Genomic DNA, 19,782 nt, shown 5'->3' on the forward strand with positions numbered 1-19,782 from the left:
GGCCGGGCTCCTGTGACATCCTGATGGCTCCCCGATCTGATCATGTTCGGCGGCGAGCGTATGCCGTTCGGCGCTTCGAGAATGCGTACGGAGCCAAGAGTTCAGGTGGAGATACGGCCCGGAGAGCGGCACATGGGTGCGCAGGACGTTCCGTTCGGCGTTTCCGGCGCCTCCAGAGTGCCCGGCCCATCCGAGGAGTCCGGCCCGGGGAGCACCGAGGTGGTCGACGCCTCACTGGTGCCCGATGCCGTGAAGGCCGCCGCCCGACGGGCCCCTGGGCACTGGGTCGGGGTCGTCGACCCGGAGTGGGCCGAGGAGGGGACGCCGCCGGAATGGGCAGTGCTGGGGGAGTGGCGGTCGGACCAGGACGGGGGCGTCGGGGAGTACCGCGCCAACCCGGCGTACCGGCCCTCGGCGCGGGTCCTCGGGTGGCCGGAGCCCACCGATCCGGTGGACGCGGCGGCCCAGCGGGCCGCCACCGGGTACGGCTCGGTGGAAGCGGCGCTGGAGGCTCTCGCGGAGGCGGAGATCACCGTCGTGCGCGGACCGGACGGCGGGCCGCTCACGGCCGCCGGGCGGGACGGGGCGCCGGTGGTGCTGTTGTTCACCTCGCCCACCCATGAATTCATGTCCTCGGCACTTCACCATGACAGCCTTCCCGCCAGGGAGTTGGCCAGGTCCTTGAGAGCCGCCGACATCCTGTTGCTGGTCAACGCCGGGGCCGCGGCCCCGCTGCTCGTCCCGGCCGACAGCCTTCTCGGACCCGGGAGCGGGACGGGCGGCCACAGCTCGACCGAACCCTGGCCCCACACCACCGGGAGGACCCCGTGACGCGTTCGTCCCAGCAGACCCCCGCCTCCCCGGAGGCTCGCTCGGGCTCCGGCGCCGAGAGCGAGGGGGCGGCCGAGAGCGCCGCCGCCGGACCCCCGGCGCCTGCGGCTGCCGCCGCGCCCGGCACGGCCGTCGTGCCGGCACCGGAGGCCCCCGAGAGGGAGAAGTCCGGAGAGCGGAAGGACCCCGAGGCCGAGGCCGCGACCACCGGCCCCGCAGCCACCCGGCCGGAGTCCGCGGTCCCTGGGACCCGGCCCGGAACCACTGAGGACCGGTTCCGGGCCTCGGATGCCGCATCCGCCCCCGGCCCCAGCGCCTCCGCCACCGCGCAGAGCCGGCTCCCCGCCCTCGTACGGACCATGACCGCCACCGCCATCGACCGGCCGCAGGAGCAGGCCGGGCCCGTCGGGCGGCCGGGCAGGGCCGTGCTCGCCGGGGCGGCGGTCGCGGGCGCGCTGCTCGTGTCCGTGCCCTTCCTGGTCCTGGCCGGGAAGGACGACAAGGGGCCCGAGCAGCCGTCGACGACCGCCGCCGGGACCGTGCTCGACGGCAGCGGGCAGGAGGCGCCGGGCGAGTTCGCCGTCACCACGCCGAAGGCCGGCCCCCCGGGCGACGAGAAGGGCGACGAGGGGAAGCCGGAGAAGCCCGCAGGGCCCGTGCTGCAGGCCCCCCGGCCCGCCCCCGCGGACACGGCCAAGAACGCGCCGAAGGCGGACGACACCCCCGAGCCCCCGCCCGAGAGGACCGGCAGCCCCAAGGCGCAGCCGCAGAGCACCGACCGCCCACAGGCACAGCCGAAGAAGGCCGTCGGCACGAAGAACCAGCCTGCCAAGGCCGCCCCCGGCGTCACCCTCAGCGGGCCCGTCTCCTTCCGCAGCCACCTCTCCGGTCGCTGCATCGACGTCCCCGGCCACAACTTCAACGACGGCCAGGCGCTGTTCATGTGGGACTGCAACGGCGCCGACGCCCAGAAGTGGCGCTTCGCCTCCGACGGCACGATCCGGGTCAAGGACAAGTGCCTGGACGTCGCCAACGCGAACTTCAACGACGGCACGCCGATCCAGATCGCCTGGTGCAATGGGGCCGACGCCCAGAAGTTCGCCCTGAACGGCGCCCACGACCTGGTCAACACCGCCGTCGGCAAGTGCGTCGACATCCCGAACCACAGCCGGAGCAGAGGCCCGCAGACCTACTTGATCCTGTGGACCTGCACGGGCCTCGACAACCAGAAGTGGAGCGTCTGACCTGAACGCCCGGGCGCCGGGCACCCCGCTCCCGCGCACCTCGTGCGCCCGGGCAGGCATGATGGCACCGCCGGATCGCCGACCCGCGTCCCGGCGAAGTGGGGCGTCCATCGCGGACGCCGCCGTAGCAAGGAGGTTGGTGCGTGTCGCGCCAGGTACTGTCGGTCGGCCCAGAGGACCGCTTTTCCACGATCGGTGAGGCGCTCGCCGCCGCCCGCACCGGCGCGCTCATCAGCGTCCGGCCCGGAACGTACGCGGAGAACCTGGTGATCCACACCCGGGTCACCCTCACCGCAGCCGAGGGACGGGGCACGGTGGAGATCAGGCCGCGTTCGGGCAGCGTCATCGCGCTGCGCGCCGACGCCGTCATGCTCTCCGAACTCACCCTGCGCGGCGGCGACGCCGAACTGCCCGCCGTGGACGTGCGGCGCGGGCAGGCCGCGTTCGACGGGTGCGAGATCGTCGGCGCCGCCTGGACCGCGATGCTGGCCGGCGGGACCGGCTCCCTGGCTCTGCGCGACTGCCGGGTGAGCAATCCGCAGGGCGCGGGCATCGTGGTCACCTCCACCACACCCACCACCGTCGAGTCCTGCACGCTCGAACACCTCGGCACCAGCGGCATCGTCCTCGCAGAGCAGGGCGACGCACGCATCCGCGACTGCACGGTACGGGGCGCCCGGGGCAACGGTCTGCTCGCCAACGGCGAGACCCGCGGCACCGTCGAGGACTGCGACATCTCCTCCACCGACAAGCCCTCCATCGCCCTGGAGGGGGACTCCGCCGTTTCGGTCGTCCGGACCGTGGTGCACGACACCAGCACCGGCGTGCACCTGAGCAGCGCGGGCCGCACCACCCTGGAGGACGTCCGCGTCACCGGCGCCTCCGGCAACGGGATCGCCCTGGCCGGAGGCGCCGACCCCGTACTGCGCCGCTGCCGCGTCTCGCGCGTGCGCGGCCATGGCGTGGTCGTCACCGACCGGGCGCGCGGCACCTTCGAGGACTGCTGGGTGGACGGCGCGCAGGGCGCGGCGCTGCGCGTCGCCGGGGCCTCCTCCCCGGCACTGACCGGGCTGACCGTCCGCGACTGCGAGGCGGCCGGACTGCTCCTGGAGGAGGACTCGGCGCCCGAGCTGGACCGCCTGGAGGTGATCGGCTCCTCGCCCGCCGTCGCCGTGCTGAGCGGAGCCAACCCGCTGCTGCGCCGGGCCCGCCTGGTCGAGCCCGCCGGTGACGGCATCGCGGCCACCCGGGACGCTCGGGGCCGCGTCGAGGACTGCGAGATCGTCCGGCCGCAGGGCGCCGGTGTACGGGTGGCCTCCGGCTCCACCCTCTACCTGGCCGGCGGCGGGGTCTCCGACACGGCCACCAGCGGCCTGGTCGTGGAGGACGGCGGCAACGTCACCGTCCGCGACTTCCGCGTCGAGACGAGCGGCGAGGAGGGCGTGGTGGTCGCCGCCGGCGGCGAGCTGACGGCCAACCGCACCTCGGTGCACGCCCCCAAGGGGCACGGCTTCCTGCTCCGCGAGGGCGCGTTCGCCTCGCTCAGCGGCTGCGAGGCCAACGGCGGCGCCCAGGACGGCTTCCGGGTGGAGTCCACCGCCCCCGTCTCGCTGGTCAACTGCACCGCCCGGGAGAACGAGGGCGGGGGCCTGGTGCAGACCGCCCCCGGGGAGCGGCTCGCGGTGGAGGGCCTGAACAGCGTCGGCAACGGCAAGCGGGACGCCTGGGGCAGCGGCAGCGCCGAGAACACCGACCCGGCGGGCTCCGGCGCCGCCGACGCACCCCCGCCGGACCGCGCGGACGGCCCGCTCGGCGCCCTCAACGCGCTGATCGGCCTGGAGAACGTCAAGCAGCAGGTGGGCACCCTGGTCAACCTCACCCAGCTCGCGCAGCGCCGCGAGCAACTCGGCATGCCCGCACCGCCGATGAGCAGGCACCTGGTCTTCGCCGGTCCGCCCGGCACCGGCAAGACCACGGTGGCCCGCCTCTACGGGGCGATCCTGGCCGAGCTGGGGTCGCTGCGCAGCGGGCACCTGGTGGAGGTCTCGCGCGCCGACCTGGTGGCCCAGGTCGTCGGCGGCACCGCGATCAAGACCTCCGAGACCTTCCAACGGGCCCTCGGGGGCGTGCTCTTCATTGACGAGGCGTACACCCTCACCTCGGACAGCGGCAACGGCGGCGCGGACTTCGGCCGTGAGGCCGTGGACACCCTGTTGAAGCTCATGGAGGACCACCGCGACGACGTGGTGGTGGTCGCGGCCGGCTACTCCCGCGAGATGGACTCCTTTCTCGGCTCCAACCCGGGTCTGGCGTCCCGCTTCTCACGGACCGTCGAGTTCGAGAACTACTCGGTGCCCGACCTGGTCGCGATCATGGAGAGCATGTGCGCCCAGCACCAGTACGAGCTGGGCGAGGGCACCGCCGAGGCGCTGGCCGCGCACTTCGGCGCGATGCCCCGGGACGCCGGATTCGGCAACGGCCGTGCCGCACGCGGCGTGTTCGAGGAGATGGTGGACCGCCAGGCGGTCCGGCTCTCCGCCCAGGCCCAGGTCGGTGAGCGTGATCTGCGGCTGCTGCTCCCCGAAGACGTCTCCGCCACCGCCGCCGCGTCCGCCGCCCAGACCGCCGGACCGGCCGACGACCCGCTCACCCGGCTCGGTGACATGATCGGCCTGGCCGAGGTGAAGCGCGAGGTCGCCGACCTGGTCAACCTCATCACCACCGCCCGGCACCGTGCCGCCGCAGGGCTGCCCGTCCCCTCGCTCAGCAACCACCTGGTCTTCACCGGCCCGCCCGGCACCGGCAAGACGACCGTCGCCCGTCTCTACGGGGAGGTGCTGACCCAGCTCGGCGTCCTGGAGCGCGGCCAATTGGTCGAGGCGGCCCGTGCCGACCTCGTGGGCCGCTACATAGGCCACACCGCCCAGTTGACCCGCGAGGTCTTCGAACGGGCCCGTGGCGGCGTGCTGTTCATCGACGAGGCGTACACCCTCACCCCGCGCGGCGGCGGCGCCGACTTCGGCCAGGAAGCGGTGGACACGCTGCTGAAACTGATGGAGGACCACCGCGACGAGGTCGTCGTCATCGTCGCCGGCTACACCGACGAGATGGAGCGCTTCCTCGCCTCCAACCCGGGCCTCTCCTCCCGCTTCCCGCGCCGGATCTCCTTCGCCGACTACTCCTCCGAGGAACTGGTCACCATCGTGCGCGCCCAGGCCGCGAACATGGGGTACGAGTGCGGTCCCGGCACCGGGCCCCTGCTCAAGGAGTACTTCGACGCGGTGCCCCGCGACCGCTCCTTCGGCAACGCCCGCCTGGCCCGCCAGGTCGTCGAGTCGATGGTCACCCGCCAGGCGGGCAGGCTCAGTTCGCTGGCCGCGCCCACCCTGGACGACCTGCGCATCCTCCTCCCGGCGGACGTCACGGCCGCGGCGCCCAAGGCGGCCCCCCGATGAGGCCGCCCGCCCGTCTGGTGTACGGCGCCGGGCTCGCGGCCGCCCTGATGCTGCCCGTGGCCGTGCCCGCCCAGGCCGCGCCCCCCTCGTACCGGCCCTCGGCCGACGGGAAGAAGGGCCAGGAGCTGCCCGGCATGCCCTCCGCGCTCGACCCCCGGGCCGAGGAGGCGGTCTGCACCCCCGCCTCGGAGGAGAAGGCGAAGAAGCGGGACTGGTCGCGTCAGCGCCTCGACCTGGACCGGCTGCACCAGCACTCCACCGGGGCGGGCGTCACCGTCGCGCTGATCGGCACCGGGGTCGCCCCCGACGCCACCGGGCTCGACGGCCGGGTCACCGCAGAGGGGGCCGCCGCCGACGACTGCGTCGGACACGGTACGTTCCTGGCCGGGCTCATCGCCGGGACCGGCGGGAACAACCCGAGGCTGGCCGGAGTCGCCCCGGGCGCGAAGATCCTGGCCCTGCGCGGCACCGACCGGCGGGGACGGCCGAGCCCCGACCTCGTCGCGGCGGCGGTGCGCGAGGCGGCCGAGGCCCGGGCCGGTGTGATCGCGGTCGCGGTCGCCCTGCCGCGCCGGGACAAGGCGCTGACCCGGGCGGTCGCGGAGGCCCGCCGGGCGGGCGCGGTGGTCGTCGCCGCGGCCACCCCGGAACCGCCGTCGAGCGGCTCCGCCGACGAGACCCCACCCCGCACCTACTGGCCCGCAGGCGAGCCCGGCGTCCTCTCGGTCGCCGACATGCTGCCCGCCGGCGCCCGCCCGCGCAACGCCCTTGCGACCGGCGCCGTCGACCTGCTCGCTCCCGGCGCCGGGGTGGTCTCCGGGGGGCCGCGCGGCGAGGGCCACTACCTCGGCGGCGGCGTCGCGGTGGCCACCGCGTACACGGCCGGGGCCGCCGCGGTGGCCCGCGCCACCCACCCCGGGGACTCGGCCGACGAGGTGGCCCGTCGGCTCACGGCGACTGCCTACCCGGCCGACATCCCCCAGCTGGACGCCTACGCGGCCGCCACCACGGTCCTCGGCGCAGCGACCGCGCCGGCCGCCGGCGCGGAGCGTGCCGCGGAAACCGTGGCCGTGCGTGACACCTCCGGCGCCGACCGCGCCACGGGCCGCGCCAAGCTCTTCGTCCTCCTCGGCGCGGCCGGTGTCCTCTCCGTCCTCTGGGCCGGGTTCGCCCTCTCGCGGGCCCGAGCCCGGGGCTGGCGTCCGGCGGAGACGGGCGCGCCGGGCCGGGGATGAACGGCGAAGGGCGCCCTCCCGCGGAACGTCCGTGGGAGGGCGCCCTTCGCGTGCTCTCAGCCCTCCTCCACCAGCGCCGTCTGCATCAGCCGCGGCTTGCGGCGGGCGATGTGCAGGGCCCGGCCCGGCGGAAGGTTGAGCGGTTTGGCGTTGCCGAAGAGGCGGCCCTCCGTGGGCGGGCAGGAGAGCAGGACGGCTGGGTTGTTGGCCTCGTCGAGGCGGCGGACGAGACCGTCGCTGAGACCACGTCCCGCGCCCATGGCGCTGCGGGCGACGACCAGGTGCAGGCCCATCTCGTAGCCGAGCGTCAGGCTCTCGAAGAGCGGCTCGAAGGGGCTCTGGAAGGAGTTCCCGGAGACCATGTCGTAGTCGTCGACCAGGATGAACAGGCGCGGGCCGGTCCACCAGTCGCACTGGCGCATCCGGGCCGGCGCGATGTCCGCGCCCGGGACGCGGGTCTTCATCGCACGGGCCGCGCCCTCGATGGTCTCGTTGAGGTTGTCGAGGGAGATCACGTGCCCGATGCGGTATTCCTCGGGGACGGCGTCCACCAGGGTGCGGCGGTAGTCCACCGCGATGATCTTCGCCTCCGCGGGGGAGTAGCGGGCGGTGATGCCCCGGGTGATCAGACGCAGCAGGTTCGTCTTGCCGCTCTCGGTGTCGCCGACCGCGATCAGGTGCGGGGTGCGGCTGAAGTCGTGCCAGACCGGTTCCAGGGCATCCTGGTCGAGGCCGAGCGCGAGGCGCATGCCGCCGCCCTCCGTGGCCTCGGGGGCGGGCAGTTCGGTGAGCGGGAGGCGGTGCGGCAGCATGCGGACCTGGGGCGCCGGAGCGCCCTGCCAGTGCCGGGAGATCTCCGTGACCAGGTGGGCGACGCCGTCGCCCAGGTCCTCCAGGGAGCCCCTGCCGTCCAGGCGGGGCAGGCCCGCGAGGAAGTGCATCTTGCTGTCGGCGGTGATGCCCCGGCCACCGGTGCGCGGCACGGAACGGGCCTTGCGGGTGTCGATCTCCGAGTCCATCGGGTCGCCCATCCGCAACTCCAGCCGGGTGCCGGCCTGGTCGCGGACCTGGGCGGACAACTCCACCCAGCGGGTGGTGGTGACGATCAGGTGGATGCCGTAGTTGAGGCCGCGGGCGGCGAGTTCGTTGAACTTCGGGATCAGGTCGTCGTAGTCCTGGCGGACGGTGGACCAGCCGTCGACCACCATGAACACATCGCCGAACGGCTCGTCGGGGAACTCCCCGGCGGCCCGGCGACGACGGTAGGACTGCATGGAGTCCAGGGTGTGGTCCACGAAGAACTGCTCGCGACGGGCCAGGAGCGTCATCACCTCGGCCACCGTCCGGTGCACCCGCTCCGGGTTGAGCCGCGCCGCGACCCCGCCGACGTGCGGGAGCGCGGCGAGCTGGGACAGTCCGCCGCCGCCGAAGTCCAGACAGTAGAACTGCACGTCGGCGGGGGTGTGGGTCAGCGCCAGGGCGGCGATGAGCGTGCGGGCGAGCGTGGACTTGCCGCTCTGCGAACCGCCCGCCACCGCGACATGACCGCCCGCCCCGGAGAGATCCACGATCAACGGGTCGCGGCGCTGCTCGAAGGGCTTGTCGACCAGGCCGACCGGGACCCGCAGCCGTCCGGCGCCGGGCCAGCCCGCGGCGATCAGACCGCGCCCCTCGTCCGGCACGATGCCGGGCAGCAGCGCGTCCAGCGGGGACGGCTCGTCCAGCGGCGGCAGCCACACCTGGTGGGCGGCCGGCCCGGAGCCGCGCAGCCGGTCGAGCGCCACGTCCAGCAGGGCCTCCTCGTCCTCGGCCCCTTCGGTCTCCGGCTCCGGCTCGGGCGGGGTCTCCAAGGTGCGGGGCACCACCCAGCCGCTGGTCCACGGCACCACCTGACTGGCCACCCGGGCCTGCACCACGGCGCCCGTCCGACGCCGGTACGTCCCCGAGGAGTACGCGGCGCGGAACCGGGTCAGGGCCTCCACCCCCGACTTCAGATAGCCGCTTCCGGGCGCGGCGGGGAGCTCGTAGGCGTCCGGGACGCCGAGCACACCGCGGCTCTCCATCGCGGAGAAGGTGCGCAGCCCGATGCGGTACGAGAGATGGCTCTCCAGCTGGTGCATGCGCCCCTCGTCCAGCCGCTGCGAGGCGAGCAGCAGATGCACGCCCAGCGAGCGGCCGAGGCGGCCGATCATCACGAACAGCTCCATGAACTCCCGGTGAGTGGAGAGCAGTTCGCTGAACTCGTCGACCACCACGAACAGGCTGGGCAGCGGAGCGAGGTCCGCCCCGGCGGCCCGGGCCCGCTCGTACTCCAGGGCCGAGGTGTAGTTGCCCGCCGCACGCAGGAGCTCCTGGCGGCGGATCAGTTCACCGTGCAGGGCGTCCTGCATGCGCTCCACCAGGGCGACCTCGTCGGCGAGGTTGGTGATGACGGCGGAGGTGTGCGGGAGTTCCTCCAGACCGAGGAAGGTGGCGCCGCCCTTGAAGTCGACCAGCACGAAGTTGAGCGTCTCGGAGGAGTTGGTCAGGGCGAGGCCGAGGACGAGGGTGCGCAGGAGCTCGCTCTTGCCGGAACCGGTGGCGCCGATGAGCATGCCGTGCGGGCCCATGCCCCCCTGCGCGGACTCCTTGATGTCGAGCTCGACCGGGCGGCCGTCCACGCCGACCGCGACCGGCACCCGCAGCCGGCCGGAGCCGGAGTGCCGGTCGAACAGGGTCTGCGGGTCGTGCCGGTGCAGGTCGGGGATGCCGAGCAGGGTGGTCAGCTCGACGTCGGTGTCCAGCGGCTGTGCGATGTCGGTGCCGAGGCTCATCCGACGCGGGGCGAGGAGCCTGGCCAGCGACTCCGCGCCGAGCAGGCCCAGCCGGTCGGGAACGCCCAGCGGCACCGAGCGCTCCTTGCGGCTGCGGTCGGTGCGCACCAGGCTCACCCGGTCCGGACCGACGGTCAGCCGCAGCGTGTTGCGGCCGGGCCGCCAGCGCAGCGCGCCGGACACGTCGAGGATCAGGGCGTTGCGGTAGCCGTGCCCCTCCCAGCGGTGGCCCTCCGGGACGCCGACGCCGTCCAGCACGACGACCGTGTACGGCTCGTCACGGCCGGGGCGGGCGTCCGGGTCGAAGCCGGGGCGCTCGGCGAACTCGGCGCCGAGCAGGTCGTCCAGCTCGGTGAGGTCGGCGGTGATCCGGCGGGCCTGGCCCGCGCCGTCCTCCTCGTGCGGGTCCAGCACGTGCGGCAGCCACTTGCCCCACTCCCAGTCGGGCCGCCGCTCGTCGCTGACGCAGAGGGCGATCCACAGCTCCTCGGGCGCGTGGAACACCGCGAGCTGTCCCAACAAGGCCCGCACCAGGGCGCGTACGGCCTCGGGCCCCTCCGCGTCCGCACCGCTCTCCCCGTGAGCCCGCTCCCCCTCGCCCGGCGCGTCCTCCGGGCGCAGCAGAATCCGGGCCGAGGAGCGCAGGTAGAGCCCCAGCGGCTGCTCCGGGATGGTGGAGTAGGCGCGGATGAAGCGGCGCAGGGCGTGTGCGCAGAGGGGTTCGAGGTCCTCCACCGGTCGGGTGGAGACGGGGTTCAGGGTGAGGGCCAACTGCTGCTCACCGACCGCGAGGCGGACCTCGCCGAAGTCCTCGTCCGTCGGGCGGCGCTCCCACAGCCGTGAGGTGCGGGCCAGCGAGCGGAGCGAGGCCGGCTCCGGGTGGCGCCAGGCGAGCGCCCGCTGCTGTTCCGCGATGGTGCTCCGCACCCGCTTGCGGGTCTGCGCCAGGTAGCGCAGGTAGTCGCGGCGTTCGCCCTTCAGCCGCTGCTTGCGCTCGCTGGAGCGGCGCATCAGCTGCCCCAGCAGCATGGCGCCGGCGGAGAGCGCCATGACGCCCATCGCCAGATACATGAAGACGCCGTTCCCGCCGCCGGGGCGCAGGAACATCAGCATCATCGAGACCGACATCAGCGCCATCGGCAGGTAGGTCCACACCGCCGAGGTGTCGGGCACCGTCTCCGCGAGAACGGGCGGCTCCTGGAGGGTCAATTGCCCATCGGGCATCTCCGGCCCGCGCCTGCGGGCCGGGCGGCGAAACAGCACGACACTCAAGGAACAGAACCTCCGGTTCACTGACTTTCCGGCCCGCCGAATACCGGCGTACCCGGCAGGGGGAAAGACCGCACCAGGCTGATTCTCCGGGGCGGCACGCGCCCCGATGAACGCCGGGTGAATATTTCGAGCGGCAGAGTGCGGAGCGGCCAACTTCCCGATGACCGACCGCATACCGGGTTCGAAGCCCGGCCCGCAGCGCGACCGGTGGCCGCAGGCAGTAGTCTGCATTCACGGAACGCGACCTGTCCACGCGGGAGGGGTTGCCGCCCGGTGCACGGGCACGATTTCCCTGCCCGACCCCCCGGTTCACGGCAGCGCGGACTTTCCGTACTGTTCGCACATTCCCTCTCCCGGGGAAGTCCTCTGTCAAAGCCTGCACGGAAGACGAGAGTTCTGCTGATGACCGACAGTGCGGTGGCCGAATCGTGCCGCCTGACCGTACGTGCGCCGAGCGTCACCATCGATCTGGCCGTGCCCGCCGACGTACCGGTCGCCGATCTGCTCCCCACCCTGCTGCGGTACGTCGGGGAGGAGGCGGAGGAGGCCGGGCTCGACCACGCCGGCTGGGTGCTCCAGCGGCTCGGTGACGCCCCGCTCGACGAGGAGACCACCCTGGCCCGCGCCGGGCTCGCCGACGGAACCGTGCTCCATCTGCGCCCGCACACCGAGGCACTCCCAGAGGCGCGGCTCGACGACCTGGTCGACGGGATAGCCGAGACGGTGGGCCGCCGGCTGCACACCTGGCACGCCGGCGCGGCCCGCGGCCTGCTGGTCGGCACCGCCGTGGCGACCGTGGCGGCCGCCCTTCTGCTGGTGTTCTGGCCGGGGGCGACCGAGTCCGCCGCCACCCGGGCGGCCCTCGCGGCCGTGGCCGGACTGCTGCTGCTCGCGGGCGCCGGCTCCGCCAGCCGGGCGGTCGGCGACCGGCTCTCCGCCGCCGCGCTCGCCCTGCTGGTCGCCCCGTGCTTCGCGCTGGTCGGCTGGGTGCTGCCCGGCGGCGACCTTTCCGGCCCCGACGCGGCACAGGTCGCGGGCGCGCGGCTGCTGGCAGCGGGCGCCGCGGCGGCGGGCGGCGCGGTCCTCGCGCTCGCCGCCACCGCGGTCGGCGCCCCCGCCCTGCTGGCCACCGCCCTGGTCGCCGTGGCCACCGCGGTCTCCGGGGCCCTGATGGGCTACACGGGTCTGGACGCGGCGGCCGCGGTGGCGCTGGTCGCGACGATCGTCGCGCTCGCCGCCGGGGCCGTTGCGCCCTTCGCCTTCAAGCTGGCCGGCATGCGGATGCCCGCGCTGCCGTCCTCCGCCGGGCAGCTCCAGGAAGGCATCGACCCGTACGCCGGCGACGAGGTCGCCGAGCGCACCGAACTCGCCGGGCGCTGGGTCACCGCGCTCTTCGCCGCCACCGGCGCCATCGCCGCGGCGGCCCTGACGGTCCTCGCCCAGCACCCGGACCTCCCCGAGACGCTCACCGCGCTCGCGCTGACCCTGCTGCTGCTCCTGCACTCCCGGGGCCTGGTCCACATCGGCCAACGCCTCACGCTGGCGGTGCCCGGTGTCTGGGGGCTGCTGCTGCTCGCCCGGGCCTGGGCGGTGGACAGCGACGCGGACGGACGCGTGGTGGTCTTCGGGGTGCTGCTCGCCGCGGCAGCGCTCCTCGTGACCGCCTCCTGGACGGTGCCCGGCCGACGGGTCCTGCCCTACTGGGGCCGGGCGGCGGAGCTGGCGCACACCGGCCTGGCCGTCGCGCTGCTCCCGCTCACGCTGTGGACAGCGGGCCTCTTCGGCTGGTTGCGCGGCCTGTTCGGCTGAGTGCTCCCGTACGCCGGTCCACCAGAAACAAGTTGAGGAGAGGCTGTGCAGTCCAAGCGCGACCAGGTCCAGGCCCACGGTTTCATGATGGGCAGGCTCAGCTCCGGCCTGCTGACGGCCGACCCGGACGCCCCGGAGAGCCCGCTGGGCCGCACCACCCGGGGCGTCGTCTTCGGCCTGTTGGTGACCGTCCTGATCGGCGCGGGCGCCACCGTCTACGGGCTGCTGCGCCCCGGCGGGAACGACACCTGGCGCAAGGGTGAGCACCTGGTCGTCAACCGCGACACCGGTGCCCGCTACCTGTGGACCGGCACCGACGGCCTCCTGCACCCGGTGCGCAACTATGCCTCGGCGCGGTTGATCGGCGGGTCCGACCTCAAGGCCGTGGACGTCTCCACCGCCTCGCTGCGGGACGTCCCCGTGGGGCCCCCGGCCGGCATCCCCGGCGCCCCGGACACCCTGCCCGGCCCGGGCGGCCTCGACGCCGGCGCCTGGCACATGTGCGTCACCGGACCGGACGGCGCCCTGCCCAGCACCTCCGGCGCCGTCGCGGACGCCGGTGTGGACCGGCCGGGGGCCACCACCCTGGTCGCCGGGGCGCCGCTGGACTCCCAGGGCGTCGGCGCCGACCGCGGGGTGCTCGTGCGGGGCCCGGACCGCACCGAGTACCTGGTGTGGCGGGGCAGCCGGCTCCCGCTGGACCCCGACTCCGACGCTCGCAACGCCCTCGGTTACGGCTCCGAGCGGGCGATGCCGGTCTCGGCGGCCTTCCTCGACGCGCTCGCCCCCGGCCCGGCCCTGAAGCCGCCGGAGGCGCCGGGGCGCGGAGGCGAGGGGCCGGAGCTCGGCGGCGTACCGACCAGGATCGGGCAGCTCTTCGAGGTCAGCGTGCCCGGTGGCGGCAGCACCTACCACCTGCTGCGGAAGGACGGTCTGGCGCCGCTGTCCCGGCTGGAGGCCGCCCTGGTGCTGGGCGACCCGGCCACGCAGAAGGACGTCTACCAGGGACGCTCCCCCGAGGCCCGAGCGGTCGGCGCGGACGCGCTGCGTGCGCACCGGGCGAAGGGGAAGGCTGCCGCCGGCTCCGCGTCCGGGGAGCTGCCCCGCACGCCGCCCGTCCCGCAGTCCGCGCCGCGCGGCACCGCGCTCTGCGCCCAGGTGGACGGCGGCGACGGCGGCGCCCGGATCGGATCGGTGCTGGTCCCGCTGACCGGGCTCGCCCCCGTCGCGGTGTCGCAGGGGACCGCCCAGCCGCTGATCGAGGCCTGCGCCCGGACGGACGCCACGGTGGTGCGTCCCGGTCGCGGCGCCCTGGTCCGGGCCCTGCACGCGAGCGGCGCCGCACACGCCGGGACCACCTACCTGGTCGCGGACAACGGTGTGAAGTACCGCGTCCCGGCCAAGGACTCCCTGAAGGCGCTCGGATACGGGGAGGGGGACATCGGCTCGGTCCCCGCACCGCTGCTCGCCGCCCTGCCGACCGGCGCGGACCTCGATCCGGCCGCCGCCTCCGGCGCCGCGGAGCCCAGGGCCACCGCGCCGAAGTGCGGCGCACCCGGCGCGACCGGGACAGGCGACTCTCAGCCATGATCCAGGCAAAAACCCCATACGGTGCCGAAGAAAGAGAAAAGGCCGAGGCGTGGGAGGTCGCACATGACTCGGCGTCGTCCCGCAGTTATTCGGCGTGAACGGCGCGCGGAGAAACCTCAGAAAAAGCTCAGATAATTGACCGGTCGCCTCTCTGGAGGATCGTGTGAAGGGGGCGCACCGCACCACCGAACGGACCGCGATGATGACCGTTCGGATTCCCCGGCTGCCCGTTTTCCGTCCGCATCGCCCGGTCTCGGGAGCTGACGGGTGGGCGCGTTCATTTCCCGGAAACCTGCGCACAACTCCGTTGGGGTGTAAGGATTCTGACTCGCAGAACTATGATCAAATCTTCCCCGCATGCGTTGCGCCGGACGCCGAGTTCTCTTTAGCCTCAGCGGGCAACGGTGCGACGAGAAGTCACTCAACGAAGGGAGCTGCGACATGGCGGACAGTGGCCAGAGGCGGGCGGACTATGCCAAGGGCTTGGGAGGTGTCTCCTCTCTGGAGTCGGCCCGGGCCGCGGTCGAGAAGATCCAGAACAACGTCGCCGAGATCGCCGCGCGTTCGGGTGTCGGCGGTGACGAGGGCCAGGCCCTGCTGAAGCTGTTCCGCAGCTGGAACGGCGAGGCTCAGAAGGTCGTCGTGCAGATCAGCAAGATGGTCGACGCGCTCCAGGAGAACGTGACGTCCGCCGACCGGCTGGCGAAGGAGAACCAGGACCTGACCGAGGTGCTCAACAGCAAGACCAGCCAGGGCGTCTTCGAGGCGCTGCGCTGACCCGTCCCCGGCGTCACCGGCCCCTCTCGCGGAGGCCGGAACCTGTGAGCGTCCCCGGGCCCGAGGGCCCGGCCACCCGAGAGGAGATGTCATGGCCGACGGCATCATCGATGTGCAGTACTCCACGGTCCGCAACGCGATCGAGGAGCTGAAGCAGCAGACCCAGCAGATCATCACCACCCTCAACAACCTGGAGGACGAGCTCAAGCCGCTCGTGACCTCATGGGAGGGTGACGACCAGCAGATGTACCGCGGTGTCCAGGCCGAGTGGGACCAGGCGACCAAGAACATGGCCCTGCTCCTCGGCGACAGCGGTGAGCTGGTCCAGAGCATCCACGACAACCACTCCCGCGACGAGCGCAGGAGCGCCGACAACTGGAGCGGCGTGCGCGCCCGATAGTCCCCGCCGGGGTCCTTGGCCGTCCGTACGGTGCGGAGGGCGGGCCCCGGCGTTCGCGTGTGCTCCCCGCCTCGCCCCCGTTCCCCGTAACCCCGCCCCGCTCCGAGCACAGGAGGACGCCTCATGGCCGGTGAGAAGGCCGACGTCAAGCACTTTGACCTCAAGCAGATGGAGAGCTTCCGGGACAACGAGGTGCACCCGGTGTACACCAAGGCCAAGCAGCACCGGGAGGACGGCAGCGGCGAGGAGGGGGAGAGTTACATCCGGCCCCTCGGCGACCTCATCAACGGCTACACGACGCCGGACAACCTCGACCAGGACCAGCAGATCCTGCGTCTTGGGCTGATGCACACCGAAGAGCTGGTCTCGGGGCCGAAGCTGATCGAGAGCGTCAAGGCCGCGGCGACGGCCCTGGACAAGTTGCTCGGTGACCAGATCGACCTCTTCAGGGAGCTCAAGGAGGCTCTCACCGACACCATCGACGAGGCCGAGAAGACCAAGAACGAGAACCTGGACGCGATCGACGCGCAGACTCTGCTCCAGACCTTCGAAGAGGTCGACGCGCTCACCAGCGGGTCCACGGTCACGGAAGAGAAGTAGCACGACCCGCGCGCAGCGGTGGCGAGGACGACACATGACCAGAGGGGTGCCCGGTGGCCGACCGGTACGACGATGAATCCAAGGACAACGTCGACAAGTACAGGGAGACCAAACCGGCGTCCGCCGACGACTGGGCGAAACTCGTCATCCACCTCACCGGCTACCCGGTGCCCGACCGCTCCACCATCTTCGACACGCTCCGCTCCGACCACGGCGGCAGGTTGTTCCGGATGGACATCAAGGAGCGCAGCCTCGGTCTCCTCGTCAAGGACTCCGGCTTCCTGCAGAACAAGGGCCAGGACTATGACATCTGGTTCTTCGACAGCGGCAAGAAGAGCTCCATCAAGCAGGCCCGGATCGTCTTCGAAGGGCGCGTGAAGCCGGGCGACGAGATCATCTTCGCCGGCGCCGACTCCGACGACGTCGAGGACGTGAGCGTTCGTGAAGGCAACGAGTTCACGGACTACAACAAGGACAAGATGAGCACGATCCCGCTGGCCCGGTACATGAACGGGCCGCGGGCGGCGCTCCTCGCCCTGCTGCGGGGCAACAGCGGGGACGCTCATTTCAGCGGGGAGGGGGTCGACGAGAAGGGCATCGTCGACCTGGACACCTTCAACTTCACCGGCGACTCCTTCGACTACGCGGCCAAGTTCTTCAAGGACCAGGCGCCGCTGCTCAAGGAGTGGGAGGACCGCTTCGGCCGGGACGACTCCAGCTGGAAGGGCGAGGCGGCAGAGGTCTTCATCAGCCTCATCAGGAAAGTCCGCGAGAACTACGACAACTACGTGGAGACCTTCAACAACACGGCGGGCACCGGCGACCAGAACGGCGTCGGCAGCACCGTGTACTCCCGCGCGCTCTCCCTGGGCCGCGCCTACCTGGAGGAAGCGGCCTCGACACTGCTGGACAAGTGGCTGATCTGGGCCCAGTCCGACTACTACGACCCGCACCGGGTGCTGCGCTACGTCCTCGACGATCTGGCTCAGTGGGTCGACAGGGAGAACGTGGCGAAGACGGACATCACGTCGTACACGACCCAGTACGTCACGACGGTCACCCACAGTCCACAGGCCGGTTTCACCCAGGTGCACCCCGACTACGGAGACCTCAACGACATCGCGAACTGGGCGAAGGTCGGTGACGCGGCGGTCGACATCTGGAGCCGCGCCGTCGACGAGCTTCTCGTCGTCCCCGCCCGCGAAGTCCAGTCGAAGCTCAACAACCAGTTCGTCTCGCTCTCCGAGGACTTCACCAGCAACATGCCCGAGCCCAAGTCGACCAGCACGGCGGGCGAGGAGTACGAGAGGAAGAAGCTGGAGGAGGAGAAGGAGAAGATCAACGAGGAGAACGAGGAGAACCGCCGGTACCAGGACGAGCTGCGTGAGGAGCAGAGGCTCCAGCGGGAAGAGGACAAGAAGCTTCAGGAGGAGCTGCGTGAGGAGCAGCGGCTCCAGCGGGAAGAGGACAAGAAGCTCCAGGACGAGTTGCGTGAGGAGCAGCGGCTCCAGCGGGAAGAGGACAAGAAGCTCCAGGACGAGTTGCGTGAGGAACAGAACAAGCAGCGTGACGAGGACCGCCGGTACGCGGACGAGTTGCGCGAGGAGCAGCGGCGCGAACAGGAGGAGGCCAAGCGGGAGGCCGAGGAGCAGGCCCAGCAGATGAAGGAGAGCCTCGGCGACATCAACGGGCCGGGCGGCGGGGGCGAGGGCCTCGGCGACCTCGACGACCTGCTGAACCTCAAGCAGGAGGTGCCGGTGACCGAGAGCCTCGGTGACCTCGGCGACCTCAACACCCCTGGTGTCGGCGGCCTCAACACCCCCGGCCCCGGCGGCGGGAACAGTCCGGGCCTCGACGACGTGAGCCATGTGATCTCCGAGAACCTCGGCGGCCTCGGGGGCGTGAACGACCCGGGCGGTGAGAACCATCCGGCGCCGGCCGGCGGACCTCTCCCCGTCGGCCAGGGCTTCGGCAACTTCGGCAACGTCAACGGCCCGGGCAACACCAGGAACCCCGCCGACGCGGCCAACGAAGCGATCACCCAGAACCTGGGTGACCTCGGGGGGCTGAACGGTGGGGGTGGTGTTCTGGATACTCCGACCGGTGGCAGTGTGCAGCTCGGTGGTTCGGGTCTGACCACCGACTTCCCGGATGGCAGTAGCACGTCGTTCGATCCGGACAGCGGGTTGCTGACGACTACGCATCCGGATGGCAGTGTGAGCACGGAGGGTTTGGGGGACGGGGTCCGGGTGACCAATCCGGATGGTTCGGTCACCTCGCTGGGCGACGACGGCAAGTTGACCACGACGTTCCCCGACGGTACGACGCAGGTGGTCGATCCCGCGACGGGTCAGGCGGTCTCCACCGCCCCCGACGGCACGACCACCACCCAGAACCTCGGCAGCCTAGGGGGTCTGAACGACCGGGGCGGGGCGGGGGGCCTGGGCGACCTGGGCAGCATCCGGGACCTGGGCGACATCCGGGATCTGGGGAACCTCGGCGACATCAACGCCGACCTGCCCACGGAGTCCCCCGGCGACTTCGGTGACCGGGAGACCGTCAACGACCTGGGCGACCTCGGCAACCTCAACACCGACGGGCCCGGCCTGGAGACCCCGACGGGCGGTCTGACCGAGCTGGAGAACGGCGACTTCGCCACCACGTTCCCGGACGGCGGCAAAGCCGTCTTCGACCCGAACAGCGGGCTGCTCACCAGCATCGGGGCAGACGGCTCCAGCGTCATCACCGACCTCACCCACGGGGCCCAGGTGACAAACCCGGACGGTTCCACCACCAGCCTGGACAACGGCCGGCTGACCCACTCCTTCCCTGACGGCTCCCGTCAGTCCATCGACCCGGACACCGGCATCGCCACCGTCACCGACCCGCAGGGCAGGACGGAGACGATCGACCTCGACGACCTCAACGCGCGCGGGGGCAGCGGGAACAGTGAGCGGCCCGACTTCCTCGACGACCTGCGGGACCTCGGCCAGAACCGCGACCTCGGCAACCTCGGCGAGCTCAACGGAGACCGGGACGCCGACAGCCCCGGCGCCGGGCAGGGCCTCGGTCTCGATGCCCTCCAGGGGCTCGGCGGCGGTAGCGGCGGCAGCGCAGGCGGAGGCGGAAGCGGCGACGGGATCACCACCCGGGACGTCTCCTTCTCCGACCTGGGGGTCGGCGCAGCCCAGGCCGGCGCCGGGCCCTCCGGCAGTGGCCTCCCCGGTACGGGTCTCTCCTCCGCGGAGACCCTCGGCCAGGTGTCCCCGCTCTCCGACAGCGCCACGAGCAGCGCGACGGCCCCTGGCGTCGGTGGCAGCGGGCCGGGGGCCCCGGGCGCCCCGGGTACGCCGGGCACCCCCGGCATGCCGATGGGCGGCGGCATGGGGGGCATGGGCGCGGGCGGCGAGAAGGGCAACGGCGAGCGCGTGCGCGCCGTCCTGGTCGACGCGGCGGAGGAGAGCGAACGCCGCAACCGCCGCAGGCGCAGCCCGTGGAACAGGCAGGAGGACAACGACACCTTCCTGGCCCCCGCCTCCCGGGTGACGACCACCGGCGGCAACTCCCCCGAGGAAGAGGCGGAGCAGGAACGCCGCCCCGTCACCTCCGCCGACTACCTGGAGGAGGACGCGGACGTATGGGGCACGGAGGAGGGCGGCACCCCGGCCGTCATCGGCAGGTGACGACCCATCAGGCCCCGTCGTGGGGGCCGGAGGCGCAGGCCGGACCCGGCGCCCGTACGGTCATGCGTGGAGA

Annotated in this window: 11 protein-coding genes; 10 read left to right on the forward strand and 1 reads right to left on the reverse strand. The window is 72.6% G+C overall.

Going from position 1 to position 19,782, the window contains the following annotated elements:
* The first annotated feature begins 132 nt into the window (after positions 1–132).
* From V9U70_RS12450 to V9U70_RS12465, 4 genes are all read left to right on the forward strand, one after another.
* Positions 133–831: a type VII secretion system-associated protein gene (locus tag V9U70_RS12450; RefSeq protein ID WP_336674745.1), complete on the forward strand. Its 699-nt coding sequence runs from the start codon at positions 133–135 to the stop codon at positions 829–831.
* On the forward strand, positions 828–2,075 hold the full coding sequence (locus V9U70_RS12455) for a ricin-type beta-trefoil lectin domain protein (protein WP_336674746.1): 1,248 nt from the start codon (positions 828–830) through the stop codon (positions 2,073–2,075). The genes V9U70_RS12450 and V9U70_RS12455 overlap by 4 nt, the downstream gene beginning before the upstream one ends.
* Positions 2,076–2,218: 143 nt before the next feature.
* Positions 2,219–5,530 carry a right-handed parallel beta-helix repeat-containing protein gene (locus V9U70_RS12460; protein WP_336674747.1) on the forward strand — a complete coding sequence of 1,104 codons (3,312 nt, stop codon included), beginning with the start codon at positions 2,219–2,221 and terminating at the stop codon, positions 5,528–5,530.
* A complete protein-coding gene (locus tag V9U70_RS12465) occupies positions 5,527–6,765 on the forward strand; it encodes a S8 family serine peptidase (RefSeq protein WP_336674749.1) in 1,239 nt (412 codons plus the stop codon). The genes V9U70_RS12460 and V9U70_RS12465 overlap by 4 nt, the downstream gene beginning before the upstream one ends.
* A gap of 56 nt (positions 6,766–6,821) precedes the next feature.
* Here the strand turns inward: V9U70_RS12465 and eccCa are convergent, their stop codons facing one another.
* Positions 6,822–10,802 (reverse strand): type VII secretion protein EccCa, encoded by a 3,981-nt coding sequence (gene eccCa / locus V9U70_RS12470; RefSeq protein WP_336674750.1) that lies wholly within the window; start codon positions 10,800–10,802, stop codon positions 6,822–6,824.
* Positions 10,803–11,252: 450 nt separating this feature from the next.
* Between eccCa and eccD the strand changes: the two genes are divergently transcribed.
* The 6 genes from eccD to V9U70_RS12500 all read left to right on the forward strand — a co-directional run bounded on the left by eccD (position 11,253) and on the right by V9U70_RS12500 (position 19,709).
* Positions 11,253–12,659: a type VII secretion integral membrane protein EccD gene (gene eccD / locus V9U70_RS12475; protein ID WP_336674751.1), complete on the forward strand. Its 1,407-nt coding sequence runs from the start codon at positions 11,253–11,255 to the stop codon at positions 12,657–12,659.
* A 45-nt stretch (positions 12,660–12,704) separates the two neighbouring features.
* Entirely contained in the window at positions 12,705–14,249 is a 1,545-nt protein-coding gene (eccB, locus tag V9U70_RS12480) for a type VII secretion protein EccB (protein ID WP_336674753.1), read from the forward strand.
* 441 nt (positions 14,250–14,690) lie between these two features.
* A complete protein-coding gene (locus tag V9U70_RS12485) occupies positions 14,691–15,026 on the forward strand; it encodes a hypothetical protein (protein WP_003970669.1) in 336 nt (111 codons plus the stop codon).
* 91 nt (positions 15,027–15,117) lie between these two features.
* Positions 15,118–15,426: a WXG100 family type VII secretion target gene (locus V9U70_RS12490; RefSeq protein WP_336674756.1), complete on the forward strand. Its 309-nt coding sequence runs from the start codon at positions 15,118–15,120 to the stop codon at positions 15,424–15,426.
* A gap of 123 nt (positions 15,427–15,549) precedes the next feature.
* On the forward strand, positions 15,550–16,026 hold the full coding sequence (locus V9U70_RS12495; protein WP_336674758.1) for a type VII secretion system-associated protein: 477 nt from the start codon (positions 15,550–15,552) through the stop codon (positions 16,024–16,026).
* Between the two features lie 53 nt (positions 16,027–16,079).
* A complete protein-coding gene (locus V9U70_RS12500; protein WP_336674760.1) occupies positions 16,080–19,709 on the forward strand; it encodes an AAWKG family protein in 3,630 nt (1,209 codons plus the stop codon).
* Positions 19,710–19,782 lie beyond the last annotated feature (73 nt).

Origin of the sequence: Streptomyces pratensis, assembly GCF_037137275.1 — a bacterium.
Lineage (GTDB): Bacteria > Actinomycetota > Actinomycetes > Streptomycetales > Streptomycetaceae > Streptomyces > Streptomyces pratensis_B.